Source organism: Streptomyces sp. WM6386, assembly GCF_000972385.1.
In the GTDB taxonomy this organism is placed as follows: domain Bacteria; phylum Actinomycetota; class Actinomycetes; order Streptomycetales; family Streptomycetaceae; genus Streptomyces.
Genome location: NZ_JXTE01000028.1, coordinates 1 through 13857, shown reverse-complemented (window position 1 = coordinate 13857; position 13857 = coordinate 1). Strand labels below are relative to the sequence as shown.

The window sequence follows — 13857 nt, the reverse complement described above, 5'->3', positions numbered from 1 at the left end:
GTGTGGTGTCGCGAAGCGGCCGGGTGCGCCATCGTGTGACGTGCCGGTTGTCCAGTGAGGGGGGGGTGGCGGGTGCGGATCGTCGTGACGGGGGCGTCCGGGTTCCTGGGACGCCTGCTGGTGAGGGAACTCCTGCGAACGCGGTCCTTCGCCGCGGCACCGGTCACCCGGCTGGTGCTGGTCGATCGTGTTGCCTGGCCCGATGGTCCGTCGGCCGTGGACCCGCTCGTGCAGACGGTCGACGCCGACCTGGTCGACCACCTCGGCGAGGTGTTCGCGGAGCCGGTGGACGTGGTGTTCCACCTCGCGGCGGCGGTGTCCGCCGAGTGCGAGGCCGACTTCGACCTCGGGATGCGCGTCAACGTGGACGCCACGCGTGCGCTGCTGCAGGCCGCGCGGGAGCAGTCGGCGAGCGGCGGACCGGTGGCGCGGGTGCTGTTCACCAGCAGCCTCGCCGTCTACGGCCCTCTGCCGGCGGGAGGACTCCCGCCGATGGTCAGCGAGACGACGTTGCCGGCACCGCAATCGAGCTATGGCACGCAGAAGTTGATGTGCGAGCACCTCGTCGCGGACATGACCCGCCGCGGCTTCGTCGACGGGCGTGTGGCCCGGCTGATGACCGTCGCGGTACGGCCGGGCAGGCCGAACGCGGCCGCCTCCGGTTTCGTCTCCGCCATCATCCGCGAGCCGCTTGCCGGACGGCCGACCGTCTGCCCGGTCGCCCCCGAGTTGAAGGTGGCCCTGGCCTCGCCGCGGAGCACGATCGAGGCCGTGCTCCGTATCGCGGAAGCCGAGCGCGGCAGCGGGCCAGGACGAGTGCAGGGGGCGATGCCGGTCAACGTGCCCGCTCTGACCGTCTCGGTGGCCGACATGCTCGCCACCCTGCGGAGAGTGGCGGGCGCCAAGACTGCCGATCTTGTGACCCTCGCACCTGATCCGGCCGTGGAGGCACTCGTCGGCTCCTGGCCCGCGGTCTTCGACAACCGCCGCGCGGCGGACCTGCGCCTGCTGCCCGAAGCGAGCTTCGACACGGTGGTGCGGGAGTACCTCGCCGAACATCCCGGGACGGTAGCGGATCACTTGCAGTGACGACTGATTGCTGCTCCCCCGGGTCGGACAGGCCGGCGCGCGCCGCCGCATCCTCCACGCCCGGACCACAGTGGTCGAGGCGAACCCGCCCGATCGGCATCTCACAGGTCGACGAGCTTCTCGAAGAAGAACTCATGCTTGAGGAAGGACGTTTCGTGCTCCGCCCCCGGATACGGAGGGATGAGCTGGGCGGCCTGGAAGAGCCGCCAGCCGTCCTGCAGGGCGGCGACACCGGTGCGGTACGGGGGTTCGTCGCTGTCACCGGTGGTGGGGGAGGAGGCGCCGGTGCCGTCGTAGCGGGCCCAGCCGACCACGTTCGAGTCGAGGGCGGAGGTGGCCAGGTACAGGACGAGCACCTGCTGGCGCGTGGTGCGTGCGGCGGTCCCGGTCGTCTCGCTGTCGGCGATGGTCATGCCTGGCTCCTCAGGGCGGGCCGGTTGGTGATACGGGTGGCCCAGTGGTCGATGTCGAAGCTCGGGTCGCCGGTCAGGGTGCGCCACAGCCGGATCCGGTTGTGGATCTCCAGTCGGCCGGTGGCCGGCTCGTACCAGGGGAAGGTGCGTCCCAGTTCGGAGGGCACGGCGGGGGAGTCCAGATCCGAGACGTCCCACAACCGGACCTGGGGCAGGGTCGGGTTGAAGCGGATCTTGTACATGTGGCGGACGGTCTCGCTGTCGTTGCGGCGCCCGCCGTGCCAGATGCCGTGGTGCAACAGCATGACGGTGCCGGCCGCGCAGGTCAGCCGGGTCTGGCCGAGCAGGTTCTGGTAGCGGCCGGTGTCGGACTCGTTGGTACGGCGCAGATGGCTGCCCGGTACGACGAGCGTGCCGCCCATGTCCGCGGTGACCTCCTGCGGGTAGTACATGAGCTGCACGTCGAACGCGTCGGGCCGCACATCGATGAGGGCGTCGGCGTGCAGCGGCTGCGCGCTGCCCTCGTGCGGTTCGCGGGTGTGCACGAAGTGATGGTCGACGCTCGGGTCCGCTCCCACCAGACTCTCCAACGCGCCTGCTACAGCGGGGAGTTCGACGAGCCGACGGGCGAAGGAGCCCTCGGGGAACGCCTCCGGCACAGGAGTGCCGTACGGCACGGCGGGCAGCCCGGTGGCGAAGACGCCGAGCGCCTCCTCGTTCATCTCCCGGGGCACGATGCCGTCCAGGCGCAGGAAACCGTGAGCCACGAACCGCGCCACCTCGACGGAGTTCAACAGCTGTCGTGTGGTTGACATACGACGACCGTAAAAGTCATCGCCGCCCCTGTCGTGGGCTCTAATCAGCGAGCACTGGTAATTTTCCACCATGCAGCGACAGGTGGAGCTCGCCCTCGATCAGCCGCCCCACGTGGCGAACGCGGGCGTGGGCGTGCACGGGTCGGCAGGCCCGCACGAGGTCTTCCGGCTGCCCAGGCTGTGGCAGCTCCATCTGTACAGCTACTCCGGCATGCTGTCGTTCGGCGGCGTCTCGCACCCGATCCGGCCTGGCCACGTGAGCCTGGTGCCACCCGACACAGAGGTCCACTTCCACTACGACGCCCCGCGCTGCGAGCATCTCTACGCCCACTTCCGGCTGCCCGGCTCCGGAGAGCGGCGCCGCCTCCCGGCGATGCAGGATGCCGGTGCGGAGGCGGCTGCGCTGAGCGGGCTGCTGAGGCGGACGGTCGCGGCGAGCACGCAGTCCCCGTCGCGCGCCTCCGCGGAGCTGTGGACGGTGCTGTGGCGCACGACCACCCTGAACGGCACCGCAGACAACAGCCCAGGCCCCCGGCATCCCGCCCTACGCGCGGCCATCGCACACATCGAGGAGCACCTGGCCGGCCCCCTGAACATCCCCGCCATCGCCCGCGCCGCAGGCGTCTCCCACACCCACCTCACCCGGCTGTTCCGCGAGGACACCGGGTCCACCGTCGTCGGCTACATCAGACACCGTCGCATGGAACGCGCCCGGCACCTCCTCATCGCCTCGACCCTGGCCATCCCGGCGATCGCGGCCGCGGTCGGCATCTCCGACCTCCAGGCGTTCAACAAGACCTGCCGCAAGGAACTGGGCGCGTCACCGCGGGCGGTGCGGCAGGCGGCGAGTGCGTGAGCGGGGCGGGCCCGAGAGAGCAGGCTTCTCGGCACAGCCTGCGACAGCACGTCACCACCTGCATGACGACGAGGTCAGGCGGGCTGCCACAGCTCGACCCGATTGCCCTCGGGATCGGTGACCCAACCGAATCGACCGACACCCTCCATGTCCTGCGTCTCTTCGGCCACATCGGCTCCCGCGGCGCGCAACTGCGCGAGCATCGCGTCCAGGTCGCGGACCCGGAAGTTGAGCATGGTTCGCTGCGCGCGGGACCCGAAGTACTCGGTCCCGGACTCGAACGTGGCGAACACCGTCACCCCGGCGTCCTGACGCCACATGCCGTTCTCATCGGCGTCCAGGCCCAGGCAATCGCGGTACCACGCACTCAGGGCCGCGGGGTCAGCCGCCCGCATGAAGTAGCCACCGATACCAAGCACACGTTCCATACCGCCATCTTGCCAGGACGGCTCTCGCGAGGACCGGCACCGCCGTGCCGCTAGCGGCGCTGCTTGTACTGCCGCCACTCGCGCCCGCCGTCGTGAGAGATCCACAGTCCTTCGCCCTTGACCAGGCCGTACGTCGCCGTCGTCGAGTCAGCGATGCCGTAGAGCGTCGTGCCGTCGACGGCGAACGACGTGAAGGGTGCCGGTGTCCTCAGCTCGTGGAAGGCACGGTTGGTGCGGTCGTCGGCGAGCCAGTAGCGGCCGCCTTCCTCGCCGACGAGCAGCCGCCCGTCTGTCAGCAGCTCCAGGCCCAGCGACACCGGGCCACCCTTCAGGGTCTTCCAGGGAATGCCACCGTCGCGGACCGTCTGCCAGTGTTCGCCGTCGTCCGTCGTCACCAGCAGGCCGCGTACGTCCTCGCTCTGAGTGAGGGACAGCGCCGCGGTGGCGCCTCCTGCGACGAGGATGCCCCCCGAGTCGGAGTACGGGACGGCCCTGGAGCCAAGGGTGCGACCGTCGCGCTGCCGTACGACACGGTTGGGCTCATCGGTAAGGAACTGTGCCAGGCTCCAGACCGTGCCCCGCTCGTCGACGGCGACGAGGATGGCGTCGTCCGCCACCCCGGCCGGGGGCGCGACCGTGCGTGTGGCCGTTCGGTAGACGAGGGTGGGCTCCGGCTCGGAGAGCAGGATGTCGCCGGGCCGGGTGCGCATCGGTGTGTCGGTGATGACGACCTTGTGCCGCTTGCCGCGTACGTCAAGCAAGTACGCTCCGTCCGCCCCCTCTCCGGAGGGCACTCGCACGAAGCCCCCGGCTACGCCCTTGAACGTGGTCCGCGTGGCCTCCGCATTCCCATGCTCCGCGTGCTCGGCGACCGTACGGCCGTCAGGTCCGACGATGCGCCAGGCGAAGGCGGCCGGCCCCTCGTCGTCCTCGACGTTGCGGAGGTCGTACGACAGGAGCAGCGAACCGTCGTCCGCGCGGACCACGCCGGTGGGCGCGCCGGCCGCCTCGATGACGTCGGAGGGCTGCGGGTGAGGGTCCTCGATGGCGCGCTTGTACCTCGCCTCACGGCCCCCGGAGTCCCCGTCGTCAATGCCGGCCGCACCACAGGCGGCCACCGCGACCGCCGCACTCACCGCGGTTACGAGCCTGAGCGTCCACATCCCACGTCTTTTCAGCCACACCATTGCCGCATCCTGGCACGAGTCGGCGTCAGCGCGACAAAGAATCCAAGCGCACTCACCCCCGCAGGGGCAGCGCTGCGTGACTGGTCGCGCCCTGGCCGGAAACCGCCCTGAGGGCTCGGGCTTATCGGTCTGGACCATTGACCCGGCATGGTCGGGACGCCACCCTGTACTCCGCTGACAGATTCGTGAGTGAACATTGGTCATATCCGTGAACTGACTTGACGAGGTGAACGGTCATGAGCACCACGCGAAGAAGCCTTTTCGGCGCCGCGTTCGGCGGTGCGGCCGCCGCAACGGTCGGTCTGCCCGCCTCCACCGCGCACGCCGCCTCCTGGCAGCTGAAGTGGTCCCCGTCGGCGAGCAGCGACGGACTCGGCGCCTTCGAGACCATCGAGGACGACCGCGCCGACTCGCACACGTCCGCCGCCCCGCACATCTACGCCACCGGCAACAACTGGCGCTTCACCATGCACACCGTCGACCGGGACACCTCCACCGACCGTCAGCGCCACGAGGTCACCGGCCTGCGCAACGGCAGCGGCAGCAACTACCTCAAGTGGACCGAGGGCCAGACCTGGCGGGTCACGTACTCGATGTACATACCGAGTTCCCTGAAGGCGACCACCAGCTTCACCCACATCATGCAGATGAAGCAGCCGGGCACGGGCTCCTCGCCCGTCGTCGTTCAGTCGCTGCGCCGCGTGAACGGCGTTCAGACCATCGAGTTGAAGCAGTTCACCGACGACATCCTCATCGGCCGCACCGAGCTGGAGCCGCTGCACGACAGCTGGATCGACGTCGACTTCCAGATCAAGGTCGGCAACGGCTCGGCGGGTTCCCTGCGCTGGATCCTCAAGAACGGCTCGACCACGGTCATCGACAAGTCCCGCACCGGCATCGACACCTTCCTCGCCGACCGTGTCCGCCCGAAGTGGGGCATCTATCGTTCCCTGGGCGACACGTCAGGCTCCCTCCAGAACTGCTACCTGTTGCTCAGCAACATGCGTGGCTATCAACTCCTCTGACGGGCACGTCGGTTCGCGACGACCCGCTGGCCAGTGACCCGGCGTCGACATGGCCCGCGGAACATGTGAATCGGGTGAACTACCCTGCTCCAGAGCATGGAAGCGGGCTCCCGCTCACCAGCGTGTGGCTGATTCCGTGGACAGGTCCGGCGGGGAAGGGCGGGGCGTGTGGACCAGGGCGAGGACCAGATTCTGGCTGATGCGCTTGCCGCATTGGGCGGTCGCTTGACCGGGTTTGTGGCCAAGTTGATGAGGAAGAACGTTGATGAGATCGACCTCGTCGTCCCGTTGCCGTTCGGCGATGCCGTGGAGCGCGTCGTCGCAGTGCTCGGAGAGGGAGGGCAGCCGGTGGTGCCCATGCGTGTCGGGGACGACAGGGACCAGGAGATGATGCGTGTCGTCGTCGGTGGTGGTCTCGGCGGTCTGAATCCTGTGGTGGTCACTGTCCGGGTGACAAGAGGCACGGAGGACAGCTCCGCGGTGAGGCTTCGCGCGGCTGCCAAAGAGGGCTTGGTCAAGCAGCGAGCGGGAGAGAAGACCGCCGCCCGCCTTGCGGCATTGCTGCCTGGACCTGATGGAGAGTTCGGCACACCCCACCAGAAGTAACTCCCGCTCCTGATCCGCGAGTTCATGGCGCCGCGGTACCACTTTCTGGAGGTTGACTGGCATACGACGGTCCTCGCCCCGGGGTGACGACGCGCACTCTGGCCGTGCGACGGCCGGGGTTGCGCAGGGCGCGGACGCCGGTGCCGCGGAGCCAGAACCCGGCATCGCGTCCCAGGACCGGACCGAGCTCGCCGTCGCGCAGCTCCAGCTGTACCCGTCCGCGGGTGACGACGCCGAACGCGTCGTTCCACTGCGCCGCGACCACCGCGACACGCGCGCCACCGCGCAGCGTGAGCGTCCGCACCGGGACTACTCCGTGCCGTCCGCCGGCAGGAGCTCGGGCAGCCCGAGCCGCGGGAACTGGTCGTCGTGGAACGTGATGATCTCGGTGATCGCCCCGCCGGTGACGCGCAGGACGTCGATCGTCAGCGGCAGGTACGTGCCCTCCCGCTCCTGCCGGAGGTAGAAGGCGACGGCGGGCTGCCGGTTCACGGAGGTGAGGACGGCGCGCAGGCCCTTCATGCCCTCGAAGCCGTTCTCGACCCAGTCGTTCACCACCGCGTCGCGGCCCACATACAGGCCCGGCGTGGGCGGCATCGAGCAGCGGACGTCGTCCCGCAGCAGTGCGGCGAGCGTCGGGATGTCCGTGGCCACGCTGGCGTCGGTGTAGCGGCGCACCAGCTCGCGCGTTGCGGCGTCCTGTTCGCCGCCGGTCCAGTCCTGCCGCTCGGCGGGCAGGTGCTCCCGCATGCCGGCGCGGGCTCGCTGCAGCGCGCTGTTCACGGAGTTGACGGAGTCCCCGAGGATCTCCGCGACGTCCTTCGCGGGCCAGCCGAGCACGTCCCGCAGGATCAGCACGGCCCGCGGGCGCGGGGCGAGGTGCTGGACCGCGACCAGGTACGCCAGTTCGATCGTCTCCCGCGCGACGGCGAGGCCCTCCGGTTCGTCCGTGTCTCCCGCGGGCAGCTCGTCGAGCAGCCGGTCCGGGTAGGGCTGCAGCCACAGCACCTCGCCGCCGGTCGCGGGCTCCGGGCGGCGTTTGGCGAGCAGATCCAGGCAGGCGTTGGTGGCGATCCGGTACAACCAGGCCCGGAACGTCGACCGTCCCTCGAAGGTCTGCCGTCGCCGCCAGGCACGCAGGAACGTCTCCTGCACGGTGTCCTCGGCGTCCTCGAACGAGCCGAGCATCCGGTAGCAGTGCACGTGCAGCTCCCGCCGGTGCCGCTCCGCCAGCCCCGAGAACGCCGGCTCGTCGACCTCGCCCAGCCCGCTCCCGCCCAGCTCCTCCAGCCGCGTGTCCGCACTCATCACGTCATCCTTCCGCCTCGTCGTGTCCCGACGTAGGTGTGACGGGTGTGGGCGCGAAAACTCATCACCAGGCTCGGCCGGCACGGCTGGGCGCTTCTCATCCTTGGTCGATTGCCTGTCCTGCCGGGAGCCTCACCTGATCCGGCTGCCGGCCGTCAGCTTTCGAAGCGCTGCCGGGCGGACTCGATGTGCCGGAAGTAGCGGTAGGTCCACTCGCACATCCCGTCGACCGTCGCCCGCAGTCCGTTGCCCGCTTCGGTGAGGGTGTACTCGACACGGGGCGGGACGGTGGGGTGGACGGTTCGCTCGGCCAGGCCGTTGCGCTCCAGCATGCGCAGGTTCTGGGTGAGCATCTTGTGGCTGATGCCTTCGACCCGGACACGCAGCTCGCTGAAGCGCAGGGTGCCTTCCCCCAGGGCCTCGATGATCAAGAGTGCCCACTTGTTGGCGACGTCGGAGAAGATCTCCCGCGCCAGGGAGTCGGCGTGACGCAGGTTGGCATCGTCCGTCGAGCCGCTGAGCTGCTTGGTCACCATGAGGTTCCCCAGTCACCGAAAAGTGCGTTCTTCCATGTCATCGCTCACTCTCCTACGGTTCCTTAGTAACCACAAGAGACCGCGTGAGGCTGGTCTGACGAACACGGGCTCACGGGGGCCCGGACAAGGAGACGGACAGCATGACCATCACGCTGAAGAATCCCGAGGGCCTGCCGAAGATCGATGTCTACCGGCAGGTGGCGATCGCGTCCGGCTCCAGGCTGGTCTTTGTCGCCGGGCAGGTTTCGTGGGACGCGGAAGGGGTCACGGTCGGCGAGGGTGACCTCTCCGCGCAGGTTGAGCAGTGCTACCTCAACGTCGCCACCGCACTGGGCGAGGCCGGCGGTTCCTTCGACGACGTAGCGAAACTGACCTTCTACGTCGTCGACTGGGCCGCCGACAAGATGCCCCTGCTCCTGGAGGGAATCTCCCGGGCGACCGCGAAGTTGGGACTCACTCCGGTGCCGCCGACCACACTGATCGGCGTTGCGGCCCTGGACGTTCCCGAGCATCTGGTCGAGATCGAAGCCACCGCAGTCCTCGACTGAGCGTGTGTCTCCGGTCCTGCGGGAGGCCACAGTTGTCAGGGGTGCTTTACCGACGGCAGTGTGCAGGCGGTGTCGAGCCCCAGGACGTGATTGAGGCGGCCGAAGGCCAGCCATGAGCCGATGCACATGGTCAGCTCCACGATCTCCGCCTGGCTGTAGTGCGCCTTGATCCGCGCCCAGAAGTCGTCGTCCAGGCCGTGGTGGTCGAGGGCGTAGCGCTCGGCGTACTCGGCGGCGAGCCGGGTCCGTTCGTCAAAGGCGCCCGTGGTGCGCCATTGCGTGACCGCGTCGAGGAAGCCCTCCTCGACCTTCTCCCCGCCGCGTTCGGTGCGCCAGTCCAGGCAGAACAGGCATCCGTTGATCTGGGCGATGCGCAGGCGGGCGGCCTCGAACTCGCGCAGCCCGAGGGTCGTGTTCTCGTAGACGGCCAGGGAGAACGCGCTGGCCGCCGGGCCGATCCCGGGCACCAGGTCGCCCCAGACGTACAGGATGGGGTCGGCGTCCTGGGGGATGTCGATCTGCATGATCACTTCTTTCCCAGTCTGCCCACCGCGGGGCGCAGTGGGACGTCGAGCGCGTCGAAGAGGCCGGGTTCGGCCTCGACGAGCCAGTCGATGGCGTTCACGAGACGGCCGGCCGCCGTCGCATTGCCGCCGGCGGCTCTGTTCTCTCCCTCGTCCGTGGCTTCGACCGTGACCTCGATCCGGGGACGGCCTTCGATGATCACGCGGTGCGCGCCCGCCCCACCGTCGGGTGGCGTCGGCCAGTCCGGGGCACAGGTGGCATGGATGCGGGTGACGTGCTCGATGACAATGCGGGGTTCGCCCGCCATCATGCCCTGCACCTCAAGGCGCACCGCTCCCTGAGTGCCGGCCGAGAACTCGCCCATCGTGTCGGTGACGACGGACGTGTCGAGGGGACGGCGTTCCAAGGTCTCCTCGATGCCGTCCAGTTCGGCACCCAGGGCCCGGGCCATCATGCGCAGCTGTCCGCCCCAGATCATCGTCGGAATGCCCTCGGCGAGCATCAGCGGCTGGTAGTCCAGGGGATGGCCCATACCGATCAGGTCGCGGACGGCTTCCTCCTGGTCGTAGGTCGAGTAGTCGAAGATCTCCTGACAGCGGACGGCATCGATGGCGGACCCCAGCCCGCTCACCAGCAGCGGGAACACGTCGTTGGCCCACCCCGGGTCCACCCCCGACACGAACAGCGAGCCGCCCCCGGCCTCGATGGACTCCAGCAGCACGTCGCGAATCTCGGCAGGCGCGTGCGTGCAGTCGTACATGCCGTACAGGGACGGCGTGACCACCACAGCGCCCGCGCGCAGCGCACGGCTGATGTCCTCGATCGCACCGTCCGGGCGTACGTCACCGGAAGCCGCGTACACGACGGCGCGGGGAGCCTGGGAGAGTGCCGCGGCCACATCGTCCGTTGCCACCACCCCGAGACGCCGGCCGAGTCCACTGAGCTCGCCCGCGTCCTTGCCGACCTTGGCGGGGTCGGACACCAGCACGGCCACCAGGCTGAGCTCCGGATGCGCCGCGACGGCCCGAACGGCGGCGCGTCCGACGTTGCCTGTGCCCCAGACCACCGTGGGAATCATGGGCGGAGGGTAATGACGGACCCCAAAACTTCCCATAGCCGTGCGCGAGGAAAGGGATACGGCGCAGTTGGGCCCGGAAAGATTTCAACTCTCCAAGGCTTGCCGGGACTTGGAACTCATCAGTTAAATCAAGACGTGAACTAAGCGTCGTGACAGTGGCGTCGGTATGCCGCCACGTCCGCTGTCGGCGCGCCCGCATGTCCTTTCCCGACGCACCCGCAGGGACCTCCATGAGACTCAGATCCTTGGGTGTCGCGCTCGCCGCCACGGCAGCGCTGATCACCCTGCCCACCATCCAGCCACCGGTGGCCGCGGCCGCCGACGCCAACCTGTCCCAGGGCAGAACGGCGACGGCGTCCTCCAACGAGAACGCGGGCACCCCCGCGGCCTACGCGGTCGACGGCGACACCGGCACCCGGTGGTCCTCGGCCGCCACCGACGACCAGTGGATCCAAGTCGACCTCGGAACCGGCGCCACGATCAGCCAGGTCGTCGTCGACTGGGAGACGGCCCACGGCAAGGACTACAAGATCCAGTCCTCGTCCGACGGCAGCACCTGGACCGACCTGCACACGGTCACCGGCTCGGACGGCGGCACCGACACGCTCGCCGTCTCCGGCCAGGGTCGGTACGTACGTCTGCAGGGCATCCACCGGGCGACGCAATGGGGCTACTCCGTCTGGGAGTTCCAGGTGTTCGGCACCACCGGGACATCTCAGCCGGGCACCTGCTCGAACGCCGACTCGGCGCAGGGAAAGACCGCTTCGGCGTCCTCGACGGAAAACGCCGGCACCCCCGCGTCCGCCGCGGTCGACGGCAACGACTCCACCCGCTGGTCCAGCCAGGCCTCGGACCCGCAGTGGCTGCGTGTCGACCTGGGCTCGTCCCAGGGCATCTGCAAGATCGACCTGAACTGGGAAGCCGCGTACGGCAAGGACTTCCAGCTCCAGGCCTCCGCCGACGGCCAGAACTGGAACACCCTCAAGAGCGTCACCGGCGCCACCGGCGGCCGCGCCTCCTACGACGTGAGCGGAACAGGCCGTTACGTCCGTGTCCTGGGGACGGCTCGCGGGACGGGCTACGGATACTCGCTGTGGGAAGTCGCCGTCCGTACGACGTCCGGCGGCCCCGCAGGCCCGGTCGAAGGCGGCGGTGACCTCGGCCCGAACGTGATCGTCGTCGACCCCTCCACGCCGAACCTCCAGCAGAAGTTCGACCAGGTCTTCGCCCAGCAGGAGTCCGCCCAGTTCGGCTCCGGGCGCTACCAGTTCCTGCTCAAGCCGGGTACCTACAACGGCATCAACGCCCAACTCGGCTTCTACACCTCCGTCTCCGGCCTCGGAATCAACCCCGACGACACGCAGATCAACGGCGACATCACCGTGGACGCGGGCTGGTTCAACGGCAACGCCACGCAGAACTTCTGGCGTTCGGCGGAGAACCTGGCGATCACACCGTCCAACGGCACCGACCGCTGGGCCGTGGCCCAGGCCGCGCCGTTCCGCCGTATCCACGTCAAGGGCGGCCTCAACCTCGCCCCCAACGGCTACGGATGGGCCTCCGGCGGCTACATCGCCGACTCCAAGATCGACGGTACGGTCGGCCCGTACTCGCAGCAGCAGTGGTACACCCGGGACAGCTCCGTGGGCGGCTGGACCAACGGCGTGTGGAACATGACGTTCACCGGCGTCCAGGGCGCCCCGGCGACCAACTTCGACACCGGGCCGTACACCACGCTGGACACCACCCCGATCTCCCGGGAGAAGCCGTTCCTGTACCTCGACGGCAACGACTACAAGGTCTTCGTCCCCGCCAAGCGCACCAACGCCCGCGGTGTGTCCTGGCCCGCCAACGCCGGGACCTCGCTGCCGCTCAGCCAGTTCTACGTCGTCAAGCCCGGCGCGACGGCCGCCACCATCAACACCGCACTGGCCCAGGGCCTGAACCTGCTCTTCACGCCCGGTGTCTACCACCTCGACCAGACGATCGACGTCACCCGCGCCGACACCGTGGTGCTCGGGCTCGGCCTGGCGACCATCGTGCCCGACGGCGGCATCGACGCCCTGCACGTCGCGGACGTCGACGGCGTGCGGCTGGCCGGCTTCCTCATCGACGCCGGTGCCACCCGCTCCGACACCCTGCTCCGGATCGGCCCCGCCGGAGCGGGCGCGGACCACTCCGCCAACCCGACCACCATGCAGGACGTGTTCATCCGCATCGGCGGCGCCGGCCCCGGCCTGGCGACGGACTCCGTCGTGGTCAACAGCGACGACGTCGTCATCGACCACACCTGGATATGGCGGGCCGATCACGGCGAAGGCGTCGGCTGGGAGACCAACCGGGCCGACTACGGACTGCGCGTCAACGGCGACGACGTCCTGGCAACCGGCCTGTTCGTGGAGCACTTCAACAAGTACGACGTCGTATGGAGCGGTGAGCGTGGGCGCACGATCTTCTTCCAGAACGAGAAGGCGTACGACGCCCCCAACGCCGCCGCCATCACACACGACGGCATGGTCGGCTGGGCGGCCTACAAGGTCGCCGACACGGTGGCCGTGCACGAAGCGTGGGGCCTGGGCAGCTACTGCAACTACACCTCGGATCCCTCGATCGTGCAGCACCACGGCTTCCAGGTCCCGGTGAAGGCGGGCGTCAAGATGCACAACCTGCAGGTGATCTCCCTGGGCGGCAAGGGCCAGTACGCCCATGTCATCAACGACACCGGCGCCCCGACCTCGGGGACGGACACCGTGCCGTCGAAGGTGACCTCGTTCCCGTGATCCACGGGACAGGCGGTGCATCGCACCGCTGAACCCGCTCTCGCAGCGCGTCGTCACCTGCCATCGGGTGGTACGCCCTCGTGGGTGCACCACCCGATGGCGGGGGGCCGTCGGGTTGTGTGATGAACGATACAGACGACCTCCTCTCGTCTCTCGACACACGAGACGGACTAACCCGTTCTAGCTGCATGAGATCCGGCTTCGCGTTGACTCTCCGGGACAGAAGCAGCTGATGGTCGGGCTCCACGCCAGGTGGATCACGGTCGCCGACTGGCTGGTGGACAGGCGGAGTCGGCAGGTTCGGTGTCTTCGACGGCCGTATCGCCCGTACCCTTCGAGGGTCTACGGCGTCACATAGCGGGCGTCAAACATTGGAGGACACACCTCGTGCTCATTGCTCAGCGTCCGTCTCTGACCGAAGAGGTCGTCGACGAGTTCCGTTCCCGGTTCGTGATCGAGCCGCTGGAGCCGGGCTTCGGCTACACCCTCGGCAACTCTCTTCGTCGTACCCTGCTGTCGTCGATCCCCGGCGCTGCTGTCACCAGCATCCGCGTCGATGGCGTTCTGCACGAGTTCACCACCGTGCCGGGCGTCAAGGAGGACGTCACCGACCTGATCCTCAACATCAAGCAGCTGGTCGTCTCCTCGGAGCACGACGAGCCG

General features: G+C 68.8%; 15 protein-coding genes and 1 pseudogene. 7 read left to right on the top strand and 9 right to left on the bottom strand.

The features are described 5' to 3' along the window. Window positions 1-72: 72 nt before the first annotated feature. Window positions 73-1089: a D-erythronate dehydrogenase gene (gene denD, locus TN53_RS18840; protein ID WP_046259706.1), complete on the top strand. Its 1017-nt coding sequence runs from the start codon at window positions 73-75 to the stop codon at window positions 1087-1089. 101 nt (window positions 1090-1190) lie between these two features. Here the strand turns inward: denD and TN53_RS18835 are convergent, their stop codons facing one another. Beyond that, the gene (locus tag TN53_RS18835; RefSeq protein WP_046259705.1) at window positions 1191-1502 is read right to left on the bottom strand and encodes a hypothetical protein; all 312 of its coding nucleotides are present in this window, start codon (window positions 1500-1502) and stop codon (window positions 1191-1193) included. Then, window positions 1499-2317 (bottom strand): phytanoyl-CoA dioxygenase family protein, encoded by an 819-nt coding sequence (locus TN53_RS18830; protein ID WP_199924608.1) that lies wholly within the window; start codon window positions 2315-2317, stop codon window positions 1499-1501. Before TN53_RS18830 ends, TN53_RS18835 begins: the two co-directional genes overlap by 4 nt. A gap of 70 nt (window positions 2318-2387) precedes the next feature. Here TN53_RS18830 and TN53_RS18825 point away from each other — a divergent pair, with 70 nt between their 5' ends. Beyond that, window positions 2388-3173 carry an AraC family transcriptional regulator gene (locus TN53_RS18825; protein WP_046259704.1) on the top strand — a complete coding sequence of 262 codons (786 nt, stop codon included), beginning with the start codon at window positions 2388-2390 and terminating at the stop codon, window positions 3171-3173. Window positions 3174-3247: 74 nt separating this feature from the next. On the opposite strand, the gene TN53_RS18820 is transcribed toward TN53_RS18825, so the two are convergent. Next, on the bottom strand, window positions 3248-3601 hold the full coding sequence (locus TN53_RS18820; RefSeq protein ID WP_046259703.1) for a VOC family protein: 354 nt from the start codon (window positions 3599-3601) through the stop codon (window positions 3248-3250). 50 nt (window positions 3602-3651) lie between these two features. Next, window positions 3652-4737 (bottom strand): exo-alpha-sialidase, encoded by a 1086-nt coding sequence (locus TN53_RS18815; protein WP_234441633.1) that lies wholly within the window; start codon window positions 4735-4737, stop codon window positions 3652-3654. A gap of 287 nt (window positions 4738-5024) precedes the next feature. Here TN53_RS18815 and TN53_RS18810 point away from each other — a divergent pair, with 287 nt between their 5' ends. Beyond that, window positions 5025-5813: a heparin lyase I family protein gene (locus TN53_RS18810; RefSeq protein WP_046259701.1), complete on the top strand. Its 789-nt coding sequence runs from the start codon at window positions 5025-5027 to the stop codon at window positions 5811-5813. Between the two features lie 168 nt (window positions 5814-5981). Continuing rightward, window positions 5982-6419 carry a hypothetical protein gene (locus TN53_RS18805; RefSeq protein WP_046259700.1) on the top strand — a complete coding sequence of 146 codons (438 nt, stop codon included), beginning with the start codon at window positions 5982-5984 and terminating at the stop codon, window positions 6417-6419. 22 nt (window positions 6420-6441) lie between these two features. Here the strand turns inward: TN53_RS18805 and TN53_RS18800 are convergent, their stop codons facing one another. The 3 genes from TN53_RS18800 to TN53_RS18790 all read right to left on the bottom strand — a co-directional run bounded on the left by TN53_RS18800 (window position 6442) and on the right by TN53_RS18790 (window position 8263). Beyond that, on the bottom strand, window positions 6442-6723 hold the full coding sequence (locus TN53_RS18800; RefSeq protein ID WP_046259699.1) for a hypothetical protein: 282 nt from the start codon (window positions 6721-6723) through the stop codon (window positions 6442-6444). Window positions 6724-6728: 5 nt separating this feature from the next. Continuing rightward, window positions 6729-7727 (bottom strand): RNA polymerase subunit sigma-70, encoded by a 999-nt coding sequence (locus TN53_RS18795; RefSeq protein ID WP_046259698.1) that lies wholly within the window; start codon window positions 7725-7727, stop codon window positions 6729-6731. A gap of 155 nt (window positions 7728-7882) precedes the next feature. Beyond that, window positions 7883-8263 carry a winged helix-turn-helix transcriptional regulator gene (locus tag TN53_RS18790; RefSeq protein WP_046259697.1) on the bottom strand — a complete coding sequence of 127 codons (381 nt, stop codon included), beginning with the start codon at window positions 8261-8263 and terminating at the stop codon, window positions 7883-7885. Between the two features lie 140 nt (window positions 8264-8403). Between TN53_RS18790 and TN53_RS18785 the strand changes: the two genes are divergently transcribed. Further along, window positions 8404-8811, top strand: coding sequence for a RidA family protein (locus tag TN53_RS18785; protein WP_046259696.1), 408 nt, complete (start codon window positions 8404-8406; stop codon window positions 8809-8811). A 35-nt stretch (window positions 8812-8846) separates the two neighbouring features. Here the strand turns inward: TN53_RS18785 and TN53_RS18780 are convergent, their stop codons facing one another. Both TN53_RS18780 and TN53_RS18775 read right to left on the bottom strand, forming a co-directional pair. Then, on the bottom strand, window positions 8847-9335 hold the full coding sequence (locus TN53_RS18780; RefSeq protein ID WP_046259695.1) for a carboxymuconolactone decarboxylase family protein: 489 nt from the start codon (window positions 9333-9335) through the stop codon (window positions 8847-8849). Between the two features lie 2 nt (window positions 9336-9337). Then, window positions 9338-10414, bottom strand: a complete 1077-nt coding sequence (locus tag TN53_RS18775) for a dihydrodipicolinate reductase (protein WP_046259694.1) — start codon at window positions 10412-10414, stop codon at window positions 9338-9340. 230 nt (window positions 10415-10644) lie between these two features. On the opposite strand from TN53_RS18775, the gene TN53_RS18770 reads away from it, so the two are divergent. Then, complete coding sequence (locus TN53_RS18770) at window positions 10645-13194, top strand: discoidin domain-containing protein (RefSeq protein ID WP_046259693.1); 2550 nt, start codon at window positions 10645-10647, stop codon at window positions 13192-13194. A 387-nt stretch (window positions 13195-13581) separates the two neighbouring features. Further along, window positions 13582-13857 (top strand): annotated as a pseudogene (locus tag TN53_RS18765) (DNA-directed RNA polymerase subunit alpha); the annotation flags it as partial.

Bases quoted from the DNA above. Each gene is read 5' to 3' on its own strand.
- TN53_RS18820 (WP_046259703.1), bottom strand. From the start codon at position 3,601: ATGGAACGTGTGCTTGGTATCGGTGGCTACTTCATGCGGGCGGCTGAC.
- TN53_RS18790 (WP_046259697.1), bottom strand. From the start codon at position 8,263: ATGGTGACCAAGCAGCTCAGCGGCTCGACGGACGATGCCAACCTGCGT.
- TN53_RS18780 (WP_046259695.1), bottom strand. From the start codon at position 9,335: ATGCAGATCGACATCCCCCAGGACGCCGACCCCATCCTGTACGTCTGG.
- TN53_RS18835 (WP_046259705.1), bottom strand. From the start codon at position 1,502: ATGACCATCGCCGACAGCGAGACGACCGGGACCGCCGCACGCACCACG.
- TN53_RS18795 (WP_046259698.1), bottom strand. From the start codon at position 7,727: ATGAGTGCGGACACGCGGCTGGAGGAGCTGGGCGGGAGCGGGCTGGGC.
- TN53_RS18770 (WP_046259693.1), top strand. From the start codon at position 10,645: ATGAGACTCAGATCCTTGGGTGTCGCGCTCGCCGCCACGGCAGCGCTG.
- TN53_RS18810 (WP_046259701.1), top strand. From the start codon at position 5,025: ATGAGCACCACGCGAAGAAGCCTTTTCGGCGCCGCGTTCGGCGGTGCG.
- TN53_RS18775 (WP_046259694.1), bottom strand. From the start codon at position 10,414: ATGATTCCCACGGTGGTCTGGGGCACAGGCAACGTCGGACGCGCCGCC.
- TN53_RS18830 (WP_199924608.1), bottom strand. From the start codon at position 2,317: ATGTCAACCACACGACAGCTGTTGAACTCCGTCGAGGTGGCGCGGTTC.
- TN53_RS18785 (WP_046259696.1), top strand. From the start codon at position 8,404: ATGACCATCACGCTGAAGAATCCCGAGGGCCTGCCGAAGATCGATGTC.
- TN53_RS18825 (WP_046259704.1), top strand. From the start codon at position 2,388: ATGCAGCGACAGGTGGAGCTCGCCCTCGATCAGCCGCCCCACGTGGCG.